Source organism: Phytohabitans houttuyneae (genome assembly GCF_011764425.1).
In the GTDB taxonomy this organism is placed as follows: Bacteria; Actinomycetota; Actinomycetes; order Mycobacteriales; family Micromonosporaceae; genus Phytohabitans; species Phytohabitans houttuyneae.
This window is the reverse complement of record NZ_BLPF01000001.1, coordinates 4,895,437-4,913,300: the sequence shown is the minus strand read 5'-3', so window position 1 is coordinate 4,913,300 and position 17,864 is coordinate 4,895,437. Positions and strand designations below refer to the sequence as shown.

Below are 17,864 nucleotides of genomic sequence, written 5' to 3'. Positions count from 1 at the left end.
ACCCGGTCGGGTCGAACCCCCGAGATTCCATCACGACCCGTGTCAAAGAGAAAGGCCAGGTTCGCCCTAACCGTCCCCGCATTCGGGCGAAAGTAGCCATTGATAGCAATGCGTTCTCGATCGGTTACAGATTGTGAGCGCGTGCGCTGTCCAACTCGTCCTGCTCGCTCGCGCCGGACCGTGATGGGGTCCTCGCCAAGGATGGCGAGGCCGCAGCAGTGCCGACCATTGCCCGACCGGGCAGCGACGGCAAGGCCGAAGTGCCGGTTTACGCGCTGCGTGCATACCACCGGGTAACCGCTCGGAGCGCCCGGGCTGACCGAATCGCCACAGTTGCCCGACCGCCCGGGGGCCGGTTATTACAGCAACTTCGCGTATGCGGGCTTGATCACTTCGTTGATGATCGCAAGGCGCTCGTCAAACGGGATAAACGCGCTTTTCATCGCATTAATGGTGAACCATTGCAATTCGGCCCAGCCGTACCCGAACGCCTCGACCAGCAGCGCCATCTCGCGCGACATGGAGGTACCGCTCATCAGGCGGTTGTCGGTGTTTACCGTCACCCTGAAGCGCAGGTCGCGCAGGATGCCGATCGGGTGCTCCGCGATCGACGCGGCGGCGCCGGTCTGCACGTTCGACGACGGGCACAGCTCCAGCGGGATGCGCTTGTCCCGCACGTACGCCGCGAGCCGGCCCAACATGTCGCCGGTGATGTCGTCGACGATGCGCACGCCGTGGCCCAGCCGGTCGGCGCCGCACCACTGGATCGCCTGCCAGATCGACGGCAGCCCGAACGCCTCGCCGGCATGGATGGTGAAGTGGAAGTTTTCCCGCTGCAGGTACTCGAACGCGTCAAGGTGCCGGGTGGGCGGGAAGCCCGCCTCCGCGCCGGCGATGTCGAAGCCCACCACGCCGGTGTCCCGGTAGCGCACGGCCAGCTCGGCGATCTCCTGCGAGCGGGCCGCATGCCGCATCGCGGTCAGCAGTGTGCCGATCCGGATCGGCCGGCCGGCGGCAGCCGCCTGCTCCGCGCCTTCGGCGAAGCCGGCGAGCACCGCCTCGACCACCTGCTCCAGCGTGAGCCCGCGGGCCAGGTGCTGCTCCGGGGCGAAGCGCACCTCCGCGTACACCACGCCGTCTTCGGCCAGGTCGAGCGCGCACTCGGCGGCGACCCGGCGCAGCGCGGACTCGGTCTGCATCACCGCGACCGTGTGCTCGAACGTCGCGATGTACCGCTCCAGCGAGCCGGAAGCGCACGCGGACACGAACCAGCTGGCCAGCTCGTCCGTCTCCGTGGCCGGGAGGGGATGACCCACCTCGGCCGCCAGCTCGATGATCGTCGCCGGGCGGAGCCCGCCGTCAAGGTGGTCGTGCAACAGAGCCTTCGGGGCCTTGACGATGTCCTCGTACGCGATTGCGACCATGGGAAAGATTATGGACGCTGACGTGCTCGCAAACCTGCGGTGCCCGGTTTGCGGCGAGCCGCTCGGCGCCGCGCCGGGAGTGCTCCGCTGCCCCGTGGCCACAGCTTCGACGTCGCCCGCCAGGGGTACGTCAACCTGAGCGCCGGCCGTTCGCCGCACACGGGCGACACGGCGCAGATGGTGACGGCGCGCGCGGAGTTCCTGGACGCGGGGCACTACGACTTCATCTCGCTCGCGCTGGCACGCGCCGCGCGGGCCGCGTACCACGGCGGTCTGGTCCTGGATGCCGGCGCCGGCACCGGCCGGCACCTGGCGGCGGTGCTCGACGCCCTGCCGGCCGCACCGGGTCTTGCCCTCGACGTCTCGAAGCCGGCGCTGCGCCGAGCCGCCCGCGCCCATCCCCGGGCCGGCGCCGCCCTCTGCGACACGTGGGGCCGGCTTCCGGTCGCGGACGGGTCGGCCGGTGTGGTGATGGACGTTTTCGCGCCGCGCAACGGGCCGGAGTTTCGGCGGGTGCTGCGGCCGGGCGGGACGCTGCTGGTGGTGACGCCCGCCGCCGACCACCTCAGGGAGCTCGTCGAGCGGCTGTCCCTGCTCCAGGTGGACCCGGACAAGGCCGAGCGGGTGGCGGCGAGCCTCGCGGGGCATTTCGCGCTCGCGGAGGAGACCGCGCTCACCCGCACGCTGACGCTCACGCCGCGCGAGGCGGCGACCCTGGTCGGGATGGGACCGAGCGCGTGGCACACCACCCCGGTGGACCTGCCCGGCCCGGTCACCGTGACCGCGTCGGTGCGGCTCGGCGTCTACGTGGAGAGGTCGACCTCTTCCCACCCGGCCGGCGGGTCGTGATAGGGCCCGCGGAAGACCACCGCCCACTCCAGGGCCCACCGCCGCTGGCCGATCGCGTTGGCGTCGATCTCGCCGGGCAGCGGCACGCCGGTCCGCTCGGCCTCGAGGTATCCCCAGTCGAGGCAGTAGTAGAAGTCGAGCACGGTGGCCGCGTCGAGTGCCGAGCGTGGCGCGGCCAGCGAGCGCGAGCGCCACTCGGCGAACGTCTCTCCCGCCGGCAGGTTGGGCAGCAGCTCCACCAGCCGGTCGTCGGCGACCTGCTCGGGGTCCAGGTGCTTGGAGAGGCCGAGGAGCCAGGCAAGCGCGTACACCGCGTCGTGGTGCAGCACGAACGAGCGGTGGTCACCCCGCCCGCCCATCACGAACTGCCACTCCGGCGGGGTCACCTGGTCGACGAGGTGTGAGCCGAGCAGCCAGCTCATCGCGGCCTGGGCCGGCATGCCGAAGCAGCGGGCGAGCACCACGTGCAGGATCGCCGCGCGGGCCTCGATCTCCGCGGTCGGGCGCAGCTCGACCTCGTCACCCGGCTCCCACACCAGCGGAAAGTGCGCTGGCGGCAGGGGCAGGCCCAGGCGGCGCATCTCTTCGACGCTGGCCAGCCGCACGTGACGCGGGTCGGGAGCCGGAACAGCCACTGGTCTTTGTCCTGCCAATCGTCGCTGCTGCGCCCCCTGGCCAGGGAGAATAGCGGCTTCGGCGCGACCGCACCACGCCCCTACGCGATGCGCTCCATGACCAGGGCACGAGGAGCCGGCGCGACCTCCGCGACCGTCACCGCGCCGGCGGCCTCCGCCAGCGCCGCGGGGATCCGGCTGGCATCGTCGGTACGCAGCTCGAACAGCGGCTCGCCGGCGCGCACCGGGTCGCCGGGCTTCTTGTGCAGCACCACGCCGGCCGCCGCGCTGACCGGGTCTTCCTTGCGCGCCCGGCCGGCGCCGAGCCGCCATGCGGCCACCCCGATGCCGAGAGCGTCCACTGTGGAGACGTAGCCGTCGCGCTCGGCGCGTACCGTCTCGGTCTCCCGGGCGACCGCCAGCGGCGCCGCCGGGTCGCCGCCCTGGGCGCGGATCATCGCGCGCCACGAGTCCATCGCCTGGCCGCTCGCCAGCACCTGCGACGGGTCGACGCGCAGCCCCGCGGCGGCCACCATCTCCTCGGCCAGCGCGAGCGTCAGCTCGACCACATCGGACGGTCCACCGCCGGCCAGCACCTCGACCGACTCGGCCACCTCGACCGCGTTGCCCACCGCGAGCCCGAGCGGCGTGGACATGTCGGTGAGCAACGCGACCGTCGCGACCTTGTGCGCCTTGCCCAGGTCGACCATCGTCCGGGCGAGCTCGCGGGCGTCGTCCGCCGACTTCATGAACGCGCCGGAGCCGACCTTGACGTCCAGCACCAGCGCACCGGTGCCCTCGGCGATCTTCTTGCTCATGATCGAGCTGGCGATGAGCGGGATCGCCTCGACGGTGGCGGTGACGTCGCGGAGGGCGTACAGCTTGCGGTCCGCGGGTGCCAGGCCCTCGCCGGCCGCGCAGACCACCGCGCCGACATCCTGGAGCTGGGCGACGAACTCCTCGTTGGTCAGGCTCGCCCGCCATCCCGGGATGGCCTCCAGCTTGTCCAGCGTGCCGCCGGTGTGTCCGAGACCGCGCCCGGACAGCTGCGGTACCGCCGCGCCGCAGGCGGCCACCAGCGGCGTCAGCGGCAGCGTGATCTTGTCGCCTACGCCGCCGGTGGAGTGCTTGTCGACGGTCGGGCGGGACACCGCGGACAGGTCCAGCCGCTCCCCGCTGGCGATCATGGCGGCCGTCCACCGGGCGATCTCGCCCGGCGTCATGCCGCGCAGCAGGATCGCCATGGCCAGCGCGGACATCTGCTCGTCGGCCACCTCGCCCCGGGTGTACGCGTCGACCACCCAGTCGATCTGCGCGTCGGAGAGCGTCCCGCCGTCGCGCTTGGTCCGGATCACGTCAACCGCGGCGAAAGTCATGCCCTACTCTCCATCCGGCGGCGGGTCGCCCTCGCCCACCCAGCGCATCTTGCCCTCTTCGTCGATAAGCACGACCCGTGGTGTGCGCACCCGGCCCCAGGCGATCGCGTCGTCGACGTTCCCCAGGTGGGGGCCTCCTCCAGGATGCCGGTCTCCTTGCCGTCGGTGCCGGTGGACCGGTCCCAGTAGCCGGTCCAGACCCGCTGCCCGGCGGCCAGGTCGGGGTGCACGAACACCGTGCCGCGCCCGCGCCACCGCAGCAGCCGGCTGGGCACCTTCGGCTCCTTGGACGCCTCGGCCGCCAGGTCTTCCGGGCCGAACGCGTACGGCAGCAGCTCGGACACCCGCAGCGGGCGCGGCACCGCCTCGACCAGGCATTCGCCGCCGCCGTGCTCGTAGAGCAGCTGGCGGCAGCGGCCGCAGGGCATCAGCGGCTCGCCGTCACCCCCCACGCAGGAGACGGCGACGAGCCGGCCCCCGCCGGTGGCGTGCAACGACGAGACGAGCCCGCACTCCGCGCAGAGGGTCACGCCGTACGAGGCGTTTTCCACGTTGCAGCCGACGACCACCCGGCCGTCGTCGACGAGCCCGGCCACACCGACCGGAAAGTTCGAGTACGGCGCGTAGGCGTTGCGCATGGCTTCCACGGCCGCCGCGCGCAGCCGTTCCCAATCGATCTCCACGTGTCTTTCTTACCCCTTTATGTACGGCTTGCCATCAGCCGCGGGGGCCCGCACCCGGCCGACCAGGCCGGCCACAGCGAGAATCGTCGCCAGGTAGGGCAGCATCGCGAGGAACTGGCTCGGGATGATGCTGTTGATCGCTCCCAGGTAGACGCCCAGCTGGTCGGCGAAACCGAAGAAGAGCGCGGCGAGCAGCGCGCCCGTCGGGCTCCACCGGCCGAAGATCAGTGCGGCGAGCGCGATGAAGCCCTTGCCGCCGATCATGTTCTTGGTGAACGAGTAGAGCAGCAGCGTGTACGACGCGCCGCCGATACCGGCGACCACGCCGGCCAGCAGCACGTTGCGGTAGCGCAGCCCCAGCACGCGCACGCCCAGCGTGTCGGCCGCCGTCGGGTGCTCGCCGACCGAGCGGGTGCGCAGTCCCCAGCGGGTGCGGAAGAGCCCGATGTGGATGACGAGCACGAGGATCAGCGCCAGGTACAGGAACAGGTTGCTCCGGAACAGCGCCGGCCCCAGCACCGGGATGTCCTTGAGCAGCGGGATCTCCCAGCTGCCGAAGTGCGGCGGCTGGTTGTACTTGGCCTGGTCGGTCTGCATCAGCCGCTCGTAGAGGAAGCCGGTGAGGCCGAGCGCGAGCAGGTTGAGCACGATGCCCATGACGACCTGGTCGACCAGGTAGCGGATCGTGAAGATCGCCAACAGCAGCGAGACGAACGCGCCGCCGAGCGCGGCCGCGATCAGGCCCACCCAGGCGCTGGCCGCCAGCGTGCCGACCAGCGCGCCGGCGAAGGCGCCCATGAGCAGCTGGCCCTCGATCGCCACGTTGACCACGCCGGAACGCTCGCACAGCACCCCGGCGAGGGCGCCGAAGATCAGTGGTACCGCCAGCAGGAACGTGCCGCGCACGATGTTGACCAGCGGCATGAAGTTTTGCCCGGCCGGCGCGTCGGAGATCTGCCAGCACAGGAACGACAGGACGAAGCAGACGATGCCGACGCCCAGCAGCCACGTGAAGTACTTGTCGGTGAACATCGCCGCGCCGGCGGCGGCCGCGATCAGGCCGAACAGGATCGCGCCGACGGTGCCGTCGATGGCCAGCGCGGCGCCTTCCGCGTCGTCGCTCAGCGTGAAGCGCGCGGTCTGCGAGGTGGCGAGCGCGCCGAACACGATCGCCGCCAGGATGCCGGCGGCGGCGAGCCCGACGCCGACCTTGCGGGAACGGGTCCAGAAGCCGGTCTCGACCGGTGCGACGACCGCCTCGTCCGCGGTGATCGTGGACACCCGCCTCACCAGCCCTTCGCCAAGCTCGTCGACAGGCGTGCGGCCCGGGCGGCCCGCAACCGGAAGATCGCCTTTACCAGCGCGGGTGCCGCGATGAAGATGACGATCAGCGCCTGGAGCACGGTGACCAGCTCCAGCGAGATGCTCGATACCGACTGCATCGTGTTGCCGCCGGCCCGCAGCGCGCCGAACAGCAGCGCGGCGAGCGCGACGCCCCAGGGTTTGACCCGGCCGAGCAGCGCCACGAGGATGCCGTCGAAGCCGATCTGCGCCACGACCAGCGGCGTCAGCGCGTCGGCGGTGGAGCCGACCACCATGTTGGCCCCGCCGAGGCCGGCCAGCGCGCCGGCGATGACCATGACCGAGACGTACGTGGCGGTGACGCTGATGCCGGCCGTGCGAGAGGCGTCCGGGTTGTTGCCCACCGCCCGCAGCTCGAAGCCGAGCGTCGACCGGTTCAGCAGCCAGGCCACGCCCCAGGTCACCAGCACGGCCAGGATGATGCCGGCGTGCACCCGCAGGTTGTCGCCGAGCAGGCGGGGCAGCTGGGCGGAGGAGTCGACGGGCTTGCTGATCGCGTCGGTGCGGTCCGGGTTCTGTACACCCTTCTGGACGATGATCCAGGTGAGGAAGTACAGCGCCACGTAGTTGAGCATGATCGTGTTGATCACCTCGTGGGCACCGGTGCGCGCCTTGAGGATGCCCGGGATGAAGCCCCACAGTGCCCCGCCCAGCGCGCCCGCGAGCAGCGCCACGATCAGGTGCAGGACCGGCGGCAGCGGGATCAGGAACCCGGCCAGCGCGGCCAGGATCACGCCGATGATCGCCTGGCCCTGCGCGCCGATGTTGAAGAGGCCGCCGCGGAAGGCGAGCGCCACCGACAGGCCGGTGAAGACCAGCGGGGTCGTGTACGTCAGCGTCTCCGAGATCGGTGCGAACACCCGCTCCCAGCCGCCGTCGCCGCTGATCCAGTCGCTGACCGCGGCCGGGTCGACGATCGAGCCCTTGAACAGGCTGGCGTACGCGTTGCTGACCACCTCCCAGCTGGCCGACAGGGCGTCGCCGGGCCGGGAGGTGAAGTAGCTGTACTGCTCCAGCACGTCGGGGTCCGAGACAATGATCAGGATCCCGCCGATGACCAGCGCGAGCACCACCGCCAGGATCGTGACGGTGACCGTGTTGGCGGCCCACAGCCCGTGCAGGAACGCCTGCCCGAAGGACTCGCGCTGGGGCTCGGGCGCCTTCTGCTGCGGCGGCGGCGCCTTGGCCTCGGTTTCCTCACTCATGCCCGTCCTCCTGGGCGGTACCGGCCGCTGACTCACCCGCGCCGCCGTCCCGAGCGCCCGCCCCGTCCTCCCGGGCGGCGCCGGCCGCTGACGCAGCCGCGCCGCCGTCCCGAGCGCCCGCGCCGTCCTCCTGGACGATGCCGGCCATCAGCAGGCCGATCTCCTCGCGTGGCGTGTCGGGCGGGACGATCGCGAGGATCCGCCCCCGGTACATGACAGCGATCCGGTCGGCGAGCCCGATCACCTCGTCGAGCTCGCTCGACACGAGCAGCACCGCCGTGTCGATGTCGCGCTCGTGCACGATCCGGCTGTGGATGAACTCGATCGACCCGACGTCCACACCCCGCGTGGGCTGGGCGGCGATGAAGAGCTTGAGCGGGCGGGACATCTCCCGCGCCACGATCACTTTCTGCTGGTTGCCGCCGGAGAGCGTGCCGACCGCCGACTCGTGTGACGACGTGCGCACGTCGAACTGGCTGATCCGCTCCTTGGCCGACTCGGCGATCGCGTCCGGGCGGAGCACGCCGTTGGAGCCGAACGGCGGGCGGTCGTACATGTCCAGCACGAGGTTTTCCGCGACGGAGAACTCCTTGACGAGCCCGTCGACGCTGCGGTCCTCGGGCACGTAGCCGACGCCGGCGCGCAGCACCTTCTTGGTGGGCCAGCCCTCGATCCGCTGGCCGTCGAGCGTGACGGCGCCGGCCAGGATCGGGCGCAGGCCCATGATCGCCTCGACCATCTCGGTCTGCCCGTTGCCCTGCACACCGGCGATGCCGAGCACCTCGCCGGCCCGCACCTCGAGGTCGACGCCGGCGACCGCCTGGTGGCCGCGCTCGTCGTTGACCACGAGGCCCTCGACCTGCAGCACCGGGCCGCCGGGCTCCTTGGGCAGCTTGGTGACGGTGAGGCTCACGCTGCGGCCGACCATCAGCGCCGCGAGCTCGTCGCGGCTCGCGTCGGGTGAGGCGGTGCCGACGGTACGCCCGCGGCGGATCACGGTGATCCGGTCGGCGATGGCCTTCACCTCGCCGAGCTTGTGCGTGATGAAGACGATCGACTTGCCGGACTCCTTGAGCGACCGCATGACGGTGAGCAGCTCGTCGGTCTCCTGCGGCGTGAGCACGGCGGTCGGCTCGTCGAGGATGAGCAGGTCGACCTCGCGGGTGAGCGCCTTGACGATCTCGACCCGCTGCTGGATGCCGACCGGCAGGTCCTCGACGACGGCGTCGGGGTCGACCCGCAGCCCGTACCTGTCGGAGACCTCCTCCACCTCGCGGCGCGCGCGGCGGCGGTCGAGGAAGCCGGCGATCCCGCCGCGCACCTTTTCGGCGCCGAGCATCACGTTTTCCGCGACGGTGAAGACCGGGACCAGCATGAAGTGCTGGTGGACCATGCCGATGCCGGCGTTGATCGCGTCGCGGGGACTGCGGATCTGCACCGGCTTGTCGTCGACCAGGATCTCGCCCTCGTCGGGCTGGAGCAGTCCGTAGAGGACGTTCATGAGTGTCGACTTGCCGGCGCCGTTTTCGCCGAGCAGGGCGTGGATCTCCCCTGGCTCCACCGTCAGGTCGATGTGGTCGTTGGCGACAAGGTCACCGAACCGCTTGGTGATGCCGCGCAGCTCGAGTTTCAGCGGAACCTCCGGGTCCGGGTGGTGACAGGGTCTGTCCGGTGGGATCTCGCGGGTGCGAGGCGGGGTCCAGACGGCGGTCCGGCGGTGCCGGGCGGGAGGGCGCATACCGGTGTCGTATGTCGCCTTCCGCCCGGTGCCGCCGGTCGTCGTCCGGGCCCGCCGCGGCCCGCAAAAGACTCGCCGGACAGACCCTCGGGCGTCCCCCGTAGAGGGGGACGCCCTGATCAGATAGGGAACGGTGCGTTACTTGGGCTGGGCCGCCGAAGTGACCTTGATCGTGCCGGCGATGATGTCGGCCTTGAGCTTGTCGACCTCGGCCTTCAGCTCGGCCGGGATCTTGCTGTCGAACTCGTGGTACGGCGCCAGCGACACGCCGTTGTTGGCCAGCGTGCCAAGGAAGCCCGGCGAGCTGGGCAGGGCCTCACCCTTGGCGCCCTTGGAGACGGCATCCTTCACGGCGTCCGGGATGTTCTTGACGACCGTGGTCAGGAACGTCGAGCAGTACTGCTGGGCGCTCTCGCACCCGTCGACGTCGACCCAGATCACGCTGAACTTGCCGTTGGAGGCCTGCGCCGCCGCCGCCGTGCCGAGACCCGCGCCACCGGCGACCGGGAAGACGATGTCGGCACCCTGGGCCACCAGCGTGTCGCTCACCTTCTTGCCCTCGTCCTGCTTGACGAAGTCGTTCGTGAAGTTGCCCTTCTGGGTGCTCTTGTTCCAGCCGAGCACCTGGACGTTCTTCCCCTTGGCCTGGTTGTAGTGCGCCACACCGTCGGCGAAGCCGTCCATGAAGATGGTCACCGGCGGGATGGGCAGGCCGCCGTAGGTCCCGACCTTCCCCGACTTGGAGAAGCCCGCCGCGAGGTAGCCCGCCAGGAACGCGGCCTGCGCGGTGTCGAACTGCATCGGGTAGATGTTGGACACACCCGGGTTGGAGTCGACGATGCCGAACTGCTGGCTCGTGTTGGCCTGCGCGACCTTCTTCGTGGCGTCGGTCATCAGGCCGCCGACCGCCAGGATGAAGTTGCATTTCTGCGTCACGAAGCCGGTCAGGTTGGGCTCGTAGTCCGCCTCGGCGCTGGACGCGACGTACTTCGGATCGATGTTGCTATTTTCGCTGGCGGCAGCCTGGACACCCTTCCAGGCGGACGTGTTGAACGAGCGGTCGTCGATGCCACCGACGTCGGTAACCATGCAGGCGGTGTACTTCTCAGCGGTGCCCGAGTCACCGCTTTCCTCAGGCGCGTCTCCACAAGCGGCGGCGCTCAGCGCGAGCCCGCCCACCGCGAACAACGAGACGACCCGCATCCCACGCGCAGAGCGCAAGACGGTCTCCTTCCCCAAAGCACACCGCAAAGATTGCGGTGCTTCCACGGTCGGGAGCGTACGCTTCCGTACGCTCGACGGCTGAGATTCGTACACGGTTGTTGAACCCCTGTTACCCGCCTGTGACCGGCAGGTTCAGAGATCACTTACGAATGTGAGCCGCGTTCCGGGTAGTAGAACAGTCCCCCTGGCACCCGGTAATGCCCGGAGCGTCCAAAGGAAACCCTCCGGCGTTCCAGCCGTGTTGTAGCTTTCTCCAAGGCGTCAGCGCCAGAAGACGGCGACCGCCGCGTTGGCCAGCGTGAGCCCGCCGATCGCCAGGAAGTGGCCCTTGTTGACCACGTCCCGCTTGCGGGAGAAGAACACCATCACAAAGATCATCAGCGCGACGACCAGCTTGACCCCGAGCTTGGCCGGGGCCGGCTCGTCGCCCTCGTCACGCAGCGGCGAGGCGAGCGCGATGCCGGTGACGACCTGGGTGATCGCTCCCCACAGCATCGGCGGGTTGATCCGGAGCGGGCCCGAGACGTACTGGACCACCACGCCGCCGAGCAGCAGCGCGAAGCCGATCAGATGGGCATACAGCAGTATCAGTCGCAGAGCCTCCACGGCGGGTGACAATACCGGTTGTCGGCACCGTTCGGTGGAGCGGAGCAGCAGCTTCGAACGAGCGTTCGTTTTATACTTGCCGGCATGCCCCGAGTCTCGGACGAACACCTGGCCGCGCGGCGGCGGCAGATCCTCGACGCCGCGCTGACCTGCTTCAGCCGCAACGGCTTCCACAACACCTCGATGCAGGACGTGATCGTCGAGGCCGGCCTCTCGGTCGGTGCCGTCTACCGGTACTTCAAGAGCAAGAACGACCTGATCACCGCGATTGCCGAGGGTGCGCTGGAGGGCGCCGAGGAAATTTTCGCCGGGCTGACCACGCACGAGCCGCCGCTGCCGCTGGCCGAGGCGATGGACCGGGCGTTCGACTTCGCCGAGTCGCAGACGGGCGAGCGCGGCGCGCTGCGGATCGGGATCCAGGTGTGGGCCGAGTCGCTGCGTGATCCGGTGCTGGCCGCCTTCGTCGAGGACAAGTACACCCGGTTTCGCAAGCTCTTCGCCGCGCTGGCCCGCCGCGCGCAGGACGCCGGCGAGCTGCCGGCCGACGCCGACCCGGAGGCGATCGGCGCCGCGCTCTTCGGCATGGTGCCCGGCTTCGCGCTCCAGCGCATCCTCGGCAACGGCCCGGACAAGAAGGCGTACGCGGAAGCGATCCGGGTGCTGCTCGGCGCGTGAGGATGCCGTGCGGGCGACGGGCGCGCAGAAAGCTCTTGCACCCGCTGTCCAGGCTTTGCCGCGAACGGCGTAAGAACTTGCTGGTGCGCTAGCGTGATGGTCATGGCCGCACGACTGTTCGACATCGCCCAGCAGGCTGGGGTCAGCGAGGCCACCGTGTCCCGCGTGCTCAACGACCGGCCCGGCGTGTCGAGCGAAACCCGTCAGGCGGTGCTGACCGCGCTGGACGTCCTCGGGTACGAGCGTCCGGCCCGGTTGCGCAAGCGCAGCGCCGGCTTGGTGGGCCTCGTCGTGCCCGAGCTGGACAACCCGATCTTCCCCGCGTTCGCCCAGATCATCGAGTCCAACCTGGCCCAGAGCGGGTACACGCCGGTGCTGTGCACACAGACGCCGGGCGGGGTGACCGAGGACGAGTACGTGGAGATGCTCCTGGACCGCCAGGTCTCCGGGATCGTGTTCGTGTCGGGCCTGCACGCTGACACCACGGCCGACCACGAGCGCTACCACAAGCTGCTCGCCCGGCCGCTGCCGATCGTGCTGGTCAACGGGTACGTCGCGGGGATCGACGCGCCGTTCGTGTCGTGCGACGACCGCGAGGCGGGCGAGTTGGGCGTGGCCCACCTGTACGCGCTGGGTCACCGGCGGATCGGGCTGATCTCCGGCCCCAGCCGCTTCATGCCCGTGCAGCGCAAGATCGCCGGGTACCGGGCGACGATGAAGCGGCTGGTCGGGCTCGACGACGCGCAGCTCGACGAGCTGATCTCGCTGTCCCTCTTCGGCGTGGAGGGCGGGCAGGCGGCCGCCGCCCGCCTCTTCGACCGCGGCGTGACCGGTATCGTGTGCGGCTCCGACCTGATGGCGCTCGGCGCGATCCGGGCTGCCCGCCAGCGTGGACTGTCCATCCCGGACGACGTGTCCGTGGTGGGGTACGACGACTCACCGCTGATCGCGTTCACCGACCCGCCGCTGACGACCGTGCGGCAGCCGGTGACCGCGATGGCCGTCGCGGCGGTGCGGGCACTGATCGACGAGATCAACGGTCACGGCACCCACCGCTCCGAGTACGTCTTCCGTCCCGAGCTCGTGGTCCGCTCCTCGACCGGCGCCGCGCCCGTGCCGGTGGCGGCCTGACCCGCGCAGGCAGCGGGCCGGCCCGCCTTTCGGCAGGTCGGCCCACTTGCGGGGAGGAAAGTGACTCCCTGCGGCCCGTGGCGACCCGGGAGCCACCCACTACCAGCCGCCCGTCGGCGCGAAGCGCAACGAACGACCGGGCTCCTCTTGGTCCTACCCCGCTAGTCGGGCGGCTATGCGTGACATTCCGGCCCGAATCTCTTCCGGCTCCGGCGGCGGCGATGCCTCGACCATCTGCTCGGACTCGGTCGAGGCGGTCCCGTCCAGGCCGAACTCGCCGTAGTCCTCGAAGTCAGCCGCGTCGTCGGCCTCGGCGCGGTCGTCTTCGGCCGCTATCCGGGCCGCCGCGATCTCGCCCTGGATCTCCTCGACGGTCACGTGGGGCAGCAGCGGCTCCACGACGGCCATCAGGTCCTCGTCCGCGACGACCGACTCGGCCAGCGCGAGCGCGTGTGGGCGCTCGTACGGTCCGCAGACCACGGGCTCCCACTCCTCGTCCTCGCCGAGCGGGCCGAACGTCACGATCCACGGCAGATCGCGTGCCGGCGAGTCCTCCGGCAGCTCAAGCGTCACCAGTGCCCCCATTCCAGTCATCATGAGGCGTCTGGCTGCCGGGGATCCTCGTTTTCGGACAAATCGTCGGGAGGTTGCTCGGCCGCCAGGTCGGTCACCTGGCCGTGCGTGCTGGTGGCGGCCAGCGCGGCGCCGAAGAGAAGGAGCTGGTTGAGCAGGTACAGGTACACCAGCAGGCCCACCGCGCCGGTGACCACGGTGTACGCCGGGTTGCGGTCGATCCGGATGACCCACTCCCGCCCGAGGGTGTTGAGCAGCGTGATGCCGGCCGCGACCACCAGCACGGATGGCAGGAAGCGGCGGATCGGCATGCGCAGCCGCGGCACCACCACCAGCAGGGCGGTCGCCAGGACCAGGTTGAAGGCCACGGTCAGCACCCACCGGACGACGACGAGCAGAAACGAGCCGTCTCCGACGATCAGCCATCCGACCAGCGCCTCAGCCGTGTCCGCCGCGGCCACCGAGAGCGCCAGCAGGAAGAAGACGAACAGAAGCACCGCCATGTCGATGATCCGCCGCACCACGAGGTTGCCAGGCTGCTGGGGCACGTCGTACAGCGCGCGCTGGGACGATCGGATCGCCTCCACCCAGCCGATGCCGGTGACGGCCAGCGTCAGCAGACCGACGATGCCGACCGTGCCGCTGCTCTCCTGGATCTGCTGGAGCTGCAGGAACGGCAGGTTCTGGTTGAGGAAGTCGTCGACCGCGTGGCGCAGGGCCTCGTTGCGGTTGAGCACGAAGCCGAACGCCCAGTACGCGACGAGGCCGAGCGCGAAGACCGCGAAGAAGCCGTAGTAGGCGATCGCCGCCGCGAGCCGGCCGGCCAGCACCGCGCCGTAGCGGTCGAGGGCGCGATAGAGGTGGTCGAATGCCCGGGAACGGCGGCGGGCCGCGTTGAGCCGCCCGTTGATGCCCGCTTCCACCCGGGTGACGATGTTCACGCCGACATCCTGACGGATGCGCGGACGGCGCGCGCGTCAGCCGCCCAGACGAAAATCCCGCCGCGGCTGCCAGCGGGCCTCACCTGTGTGTGAGAACAGGGTGAACGCGTCCACTTCGAACAGTGCGGAAAATCCGGCGAGGTCTTCGTACACCGCGTCGAGCGCCTCGGGCGCCACGTCCTGGGCGACCGTGACGTGCGGGTGGTACGGGAAGCGCGTCTCGCGCTTCAGGTCGCCGCTGCGGCCGATCGCGGCGGCGAGCAGCTCGCACTCGCTGATGCCGGCCGCGACGACCACGAAGACGACCTCGGTGAGCGGCCGGAACGTGCCGGTGCCGCGCAGGTGCAGCGAGAACGGTGGCTGCCCGGCGGCGACCGCCGCCAGGTGGTCTTCGATCGCGGGGAGCCGGTCGGGCTCGATCTCGGTCGGCCCGAGGAGGGTCAGGTGCGCCGGCACGTAGGCGGCCTGCGGGTCACCCGCATCGGCGCGGCGGCGGGTGAGGGTGCTCCCCCACGGCTCGGGGATGTCGATGGCCACCCCGATCCGGGTGACCCGGTCGTCGACGGCGGACACCCGGCTACGCGTTCCGCGCCGGCGCCAGGCTGTGCTGGATGTTTTTCGCCGGCGCGAGGAAGCCGACCTTGTCGTACGCCGCGCGCAGCGTCTCGACGGCGACCGCGCGGGCTTTCTCCGCACCGATCGCGAGCAGCTTGTCGAGCTGGGCGGGGTCGTCGAGGTACGCCCGGGTGCGCTCCTGCACCGGCCGCACGAACTCGACCACGACCTCGGCGAGGTCCTTCTTGAGGTCGCCGTAGCCCTTGCCGTCGTACGCGCCGACGAGGTCGTCGATCGGGCGGCCGGTGAGCGCCGAGTAGATCGTCAGCAGGTTGGAGACGCCCGGCTTGGCCGCCGGGTCGAAGATGATCTCGCGCCCGGTGTCGGTGACCGCCGAGCGGATCTTCTTCGCCGAGCGGGCCGGGTCTTCCAGCAGCTCGATGATGCCGGCCGGCGACGAGGCCGACTTGGACATCTTGGCGGTCGGCTCCTGCAGGTCGGTGATCTTGGCGGTGTCGCGCACGATGAACGCCGACGGGACCGTGAACGTCTTGCCGAACAGCGTGTTGAAGCGCTGCGCCAGGTCGCGGGTGAGCTCCAGGTGCTGCCGCTGGTCTTCGCCGACCGGCACCGCGTCGGCCTGGTAGAGCAGGATGTCGGCGGCCTGCAGGATCGGGTACGTGAAAAGGCCGACGCTGGCCCGGTCGGTGCCCTGCTTGGCCGACTTGTCCTTGAACTGGGTCATCCGGCTCGCCTCGCCGAACCCGGTGATGCAGCTCATCACCCAGCTCAGCTGCGGGTGCTCGGGCACGTGCGACTGCACGAAGAGCGTGCACCGCTCCGGGTCGAGGCCGGCCGCGAGCAGCTGGGCCGCCGACAGCCGCGTGCGCTGCCGCAGCAGCGCGGGGTCGTGGCCCATCGTGATCGCGTGGAGGTCGACGACGCAGTAGAAGGTGTCGTGGGTTTCCTGCATGGCGACCCAGTTGCGCACCGCGCCAAGATAGTTACCCAGATGGAATGAGTCGGCGGTCGGCTGGATGCCGGAAAGCACCCGTGGGCGGGGGGTTGCGTCAGACACCGACATGCCGGCCATTCTGACAGCAGTGGCCGGAACCGCCGAAGCCGGCCACGGCTCGTATGCACAGAGATCTCACAAGAGGGCGGTGGTCGTGCCGGGACGGGACGCGCGGACCGCGGCGGAACAGGCGATGGGCGAGCTTTACCACGCCTGTTACCGGCGCTTGGTCGCGCAGGTCTACGCGTTCACCACCGATCTGACGGAGGCGCAGGACGTGGTGCAGGAGGCATTCGCCCGGGCGTTGGCCCGGCCGCGCGGGCTGACCGACGTGGACAACCCGGAGGCGTGGCTGCGGACGGTGGCGATCAACGTGGTCCGCCGGCGGTGGCGGCGCCGCAAGCTGCTGGACACGATCCTGCTCCGCGACCGCCCGATCGCCCGCACTGTCGAGCCGGCGCCGGGGCCCGAGCGGGCCGACCTGCGGGACGCGCTCGCCGGAATACCCACCACGTACCGCGAGGTGATCGTGCTGCACTACTTCGCCGACCTGCCTGTCGAGGAGGTGGCGGCGGTGCTGGAGGTGCCGGTCGGCACGGTGAAGTCCCGGCTGTCGCGCGGCCGGGCGGCCCTCGCCGAACGGCTCGGCGACTACCGCGACCTCGGCACCAGCTCGACGGAGGTGGCCCGTGCCTGATCTTTCGACCCGGCTCGCCCGCGAGCGCGAGGCGCTGATCGACACGATCGAGCAGCCGCCGCTTCCGCTCATCGCCGGGCGCGCGGCGAGCATCCGGCGCCGCCGGCGGGCGCGGCGCGCGGGGGCGGCGCTGGCCGTGCTGGCGGTGGCCGGCTTCGCGGGCCTGCGGCCGTGGAGCACCGACGCCGAGCCGGCGCCGGTGGCCGAGCCCAGCCCGTCGCCGGGCGTCGTCTACACGGACGCCGGCATCACGATCAACGGCCTGACCGGCGACCGGGTACTCGACCCGCGCGGCCGGGTCACCGACGTCGCGTTCGCCGACCCGGACAACGGGTACGCGCTGGTGGAGTGCCTGGCGGGCGAGGATCCCTGCCCGGCGAGCCTGGCCCGCAGCACCGACGGCGGGATCACCTGGCGGCTCGCCGCGATGCCGCCCGCGCGGGACGCCGCCGCGGATCTGGCCGCGTTCTCCGACGGGCGGGTCGTGCTCGGCGGTTACGTCACGACCGACGGCGCGCAGACCTGGCAGGCCGTCGGCCGCGGCACCGGCCCCGCCTCGACCGTCGCCGAGGGCCAGCTGCTGCGGCTGGGCGCTGGCGGGGCGATCGAGGTCTGGAGCTCGATGTACGGCGACCGCGGCGAGCTGACCAGCCAGCCGGAGCGGATGGCGGTCAACTGGGTGGCGGGAGCCCCGACGGCGACCGGCGGGTGGTGGGTCGGCGGCACCCGGGACGGGCGTCCGGCGGCGGCGGTCACCCGCGACGGCGGGCGCGGCTGGGAGGTGCACGAGTTCGCCGCGGCCGGCTCGACCGCGCAGGTGTCGGTGCTCGGCAACCGCGTGTATGTGACGGTGCTCGGCCCGGACCGGGAGATCTCGGCGATCTACCGCTCGAGCGACGCGGGCCGCCTGTTTGCACCCACCGGCACGGGCGGGTCACCACCCCGCACGGGCTGTCCGGCGAGGTGGTGCCGCTGCTGGACGGGCGGCTGCTGGCGGTGGGCCTCGACCACCGGTGGTACCTGAGCGAGGACGACGGCCGCACGTTCAGCCAGGCCGACGGCAGCCTCCCGCAGATCGGGCGGATCGTCCGGGCGCCGTCCGGTTACGTGGCGTACGACCTGTTCGGCTCGCACTGGACCGCGTTTTCGGCGGACGGCTCGACCTGGCGCAAGCTCCAGGTGTACTGACTACGCGT

The 17,864-nt window shown here is 70.8% G+C and carries 17 protein-coding genes and 2 pseudogenes; 6 read left to right on the top strand and 13 right to left on the bottom strand.

The features are described from left to right. Window positions 1–359: 359 nt before the first annotated feature. On the bottom strand, window positions 360–1,424 hold the full coding sequence (locus Phou_RS22735) for an adenosine deaminase (RefSeq protein ID WP_173057850.1): 1,065 nt from the start codon (window positions 1,422–1,424) through the stop codon (window positions 360–362). A 10-nt stretch (window positions 1,425–1,434) separates the two neighbouring features. Between Phou_RS22735 and Phou_RS22730 the strand changes: the two are divergent. Further along, window positions 1,435–2,273, top strand: a pseudogene (locus Phou_RS22730) (putative RNA methyltransferase). Here Phou_RS22730 and Phou_RS22725 read toward each other — a convergent pair. From Phou_RS22725 to Phou_RS22690, 8 genes and pseudogenes are all read right to left on the bottom strand, one after another. Continuing rightward, a complete protein-coding gene (locus Phou_RS22725) occupies window positions 2,228–2,854 on the bottom strand; it encodes a DUF4272 domain-containing protein (protein WP_173058841.1) in 627 nt (208 codons plus the stop codon). The pseudogene Phou_RS22730 and the gene Phou_RS22725 sit on opposite strands and share 46 nt — an antisense overlap. Window positions 2,855–2,988: 134 nt before the next feature. Further along, entirely contained in the window at window positions 2,989–4,263 is a 1,275-nt protein-coding gene (locus Phou_RS22720; protein WP_173057849.1) for a thymidine phosphorylase, read from the bottom strand. A 3-nt stretch (window positions 4,264–4,266) separates the two neighbouring features. After that, window positions 4,267–4,946 (bottom strand): annotated as a pseudogene (locus Phou_RS22715) (cytidine deaminase). A gap of 9 nt (window positions 4,947–4,955) precedes the next feature. Beyond that, window positions 4,956–6,227 carry an ABC transporter permease gene (locus tag Phou_RS22710; RefSeq protein WP_173057848.1) on the bottom strand — a complete coding sequence of 424 codons (1,272 nt, stop codon included), beginning with the start codon at window positions 6,225–6,227 and terminating at the stop codon, window positions 4,956–4,958. A 5-nt stretch (window positions 6,228–6,232) separates the two neighbouring features. Next, window positions 6,233–7,513 carry an ABC transporter permease gene (locus tag Phou_RS22705; RefSeq protein WP_173057847.1) on the bottom strand — a complete coding sequence of 427 codons (1,281 nt, stop codon included), beginning with the start codon at window positions 7,511–7,513 and terminating at the stop codon, window positions 6,233–6,235. Further along, window positions 7,506–9,251 carry an ABC transporter ATP-binding protein gene (locus tag Phou_RS22700; protein WP_173057846.1) on the bottom strand — a complete coding sequence of 582 codons (1,746 nt, stop codon included), beginning with the start codon at window positions 9,249–9,251 and terminating at the stop codon, window positions 7,506–7,508. The genes Phou_RS22705 and Phou_RS22700 overlap by 8 nt, the downstream gene beginning before the upstream one ends. Window positions 9,252–9,389: 138 nt before the next feature. Further along, complete coding sequence (locus Phou_RS22695; protein WP_173058837.1) at window positions 9,390–10,454, bottom strand: BMP family lipoprotein; 1,065 nt, start codon at window positions 10,452–10,454, stop codon at window positions 9,390–9,392. A gap of 282 nt (window positions 10,455–10,736) precedes the next feature. Further along, on the bottom strand, window positions 10,737–11,081 hold the full coding sequence (locus tag Phou_RS22690) for a hypothetical protein (protein ID WP_173057845.1): 345 nt from the start codon (window positions 11,079–11,081) through the stop codon (window positions 10,737–10,739). An 84-nt stretch (window positions 11,082–11,165) separates the two neighbouring features. Here Phou_RS22690 and Phou_RS22685 point away from each other — a divergent pair, with 84 nt between their 5' ends. Further along, window positions 11,166–11,756: a TetR/AcrR family transcriptional regulator gene (locus Phou_RS22685; protein ID WP_173057844.1), complete on the top strand. Its 591-nt coding sequence runs from the start codon at window positions 11,166–11,168 to the stop codon at window positions 11,754–11,756. A gap of 102 nt (window positions 11,757–11,858) precedes the next feature. After that, on the top strand, window positions 11,859–12,887 hold the full coding sequence (locus Phou_RS22680; RefSeq protein ID WP_173057843.1) for a LacI family DNA-binding transcriptional regulator: 1,029 nt from the start codon (window positions 11,859–11,861) through the stop codon (window positions 12,885–12,887). A gap of 153 nt (window positions 12,888–13,040) precedes the next feature. Here the strand turns inward: Phou_RS22680 and Phou_RS22675 are convergent, their stop codons facing one another. The 4 genes from Phou_RS22675 to trpS are packed head-to-tail and all read right to left on the bottom strand — an operon-like array spanning window position 13,041 to window position 16,034. Continuing rightward, the gene (locus Phou_RS22675) at window positions 13,041–13,472 is read right to left on the bottom strand and encodes a hypothetical protein (protein ID WP_173057842.1); all 432 of its coding nucleotides are present in this window, start codon (window positions 13,470–13,472) and stop codon (window positions 13,041–13,043) included. 8 nt (window positions 13,473–13,480) lie between these two features. Continuing rightward, window positions 13,481–14,401, bottom strand: coding sequence for a YihY/virulence factor BrkB family protein (locus Phou_RS22670; RefSeq protein ID WP_173057841.1), 921 nt, complete (start codon window positions 14,399–14,401; stop codon window positions 13,481–13,483). A gap of 36 nt (window positions 14,402–14,437) precedes the next feature. After that, window positions 14,438–14,974, bottom strand: coding sequence for a 2'-5' RNA ligase family protein (locus Phou_RS22665; RefSeq protein ID WP_173057840.1), 537 nt, complete (start codon window positions 14,972–14,974; stop codon window positions 14,438–14,440). A 4-nt stretch (window positions 14,975–14,978) separates the two neighbouring features. After that, a complete protein-coding gene (gene trpS, locus Phou_RS22660; RefSeq protein WP_218579156.1) occupies window positions 14,979–16,034 on the bottom strand; it encodes a tryptophan--tRNA ligase in 1,056 nt (351 codons plus the stop codon). A gap of 91 nt (window positions 16,035–16,125) precedes the next feature. Here trpS and Phou_RS22655 point away from each other — a divergent pair, with 91 nt between their 5' ends. From Phou_RS22655 to Phou_RS22645, 3 genes are read left to right on the top strand one after another with little or no spacing between them, the layout of a single operon-like run. Next, window positions 16,126–16,668, top strand: coding sequence for an RNA polymerase sigma factor (locus tag Phou_RS22655; protein WP_246273684.1), 543 nt, complete (start codon window positions 16,126–16,128; stop codon window positions 16,666–16,668). Beyond that, window positions 16,661–17,692, top strand: coding sequence for a WD40/YVTN/BNR-like repeat-containing protein (locus Phou_RS22650; protein ID WP_173057838.1), 1,032 nt, complete (start codon window positions 16,661–16,663; stop codon window positions 17,690–17,692). The genes Phou_RS22655 and Phou_RS22650 overlap by 8 nt, the downstream gene beginning before the upstream one ends. Beyond that, a complete protein-coding gene (locus Phou_RS22645; protein WP_173057837.1) occupies window positions 17,635–17,856 on the top strand; it encodes a hypothetical protein in 222 nt (73 codons plus the stop codon). The genes Phou_RS22650 and Phou_RS22645 overlap by 58 nt, the downstream gene beginning before the upstream one ends. Window positions 17,857–17,864: the final 8 nt, after the last annotated feature.

What these genes read in the sequence shown, in the direction of transcription:
- Phou_RS22695 (WP_173058837.1), bottom strand. Translation starts at nt 10,454, where the DNA reads ATGCGGGTCGTCTCGTTGTTCGCGGTGGGCGGGCTCGCGCTGAGCGCC.
- Phou_RS22725 (WP_173058841.1), bottom strand. Translation starts at nt 2,854, where the DNA reads ATGCGCCGCCTGGGCCTGCCCCTGCCGCCAGCGCACTTTCCGCTGGTG.
- Phou_RS22700 (WP_173057846.1), bottom strand. Translation starts at nt 9,251, where the DNA reads ATGCGCCCTCCCGCCCGGCACCGCCGGACCGCCGTCTGGACCCCGCCT.
- Phou_RS22735 (WP_173057850.1), bottom strand. Translation starts at nt 1,424, where the DNA reads ATGGTCGCAATCGCGTACGAGGACATCGTCAAGGCCCCGAAGGCTCTG.
- Phou_RS22680 (WP_173057843.1), top strand. Translation starts at nt 11,859, where the DNA reads ATGGCCGCACGACTGTTCGACATCGCCCAGCAGGCTGGGGTCAGCGAG.
- Phou_RS22685 (WP_173057844.1), top strand. Translation starts at nt 11,166, where the DNA reads ATGCCCCGAGTCTCGGACGAACACCTGGCCGCGCGGCGGCGGCAGATC.
- Phou_RS22705 (WP_173057847.1), bottom strand. Translation starts at nt 7,513, where the DNA reads ATGAGTGAGGAAACCGAGGCCAAGGCGCCGCCGCCGCAGCAGAAGGCG.
- Phou_RS22675 (WP_173057842.1), bottom strand. Translation starts at nt 13,472, where the DNA reads ATGGGGGCACTGGTGACGCTTGAGCTGCCGGAGGACTCGCCGGCACGC.
- Phou_RS22720 (WP_173057849.1), bottom strand. Translation starts at nt 4,263, where the DNA reads ATGACTTTCGCCGCGGTTGACGTGATCCGGACCAAGCGCGACGGCGGG.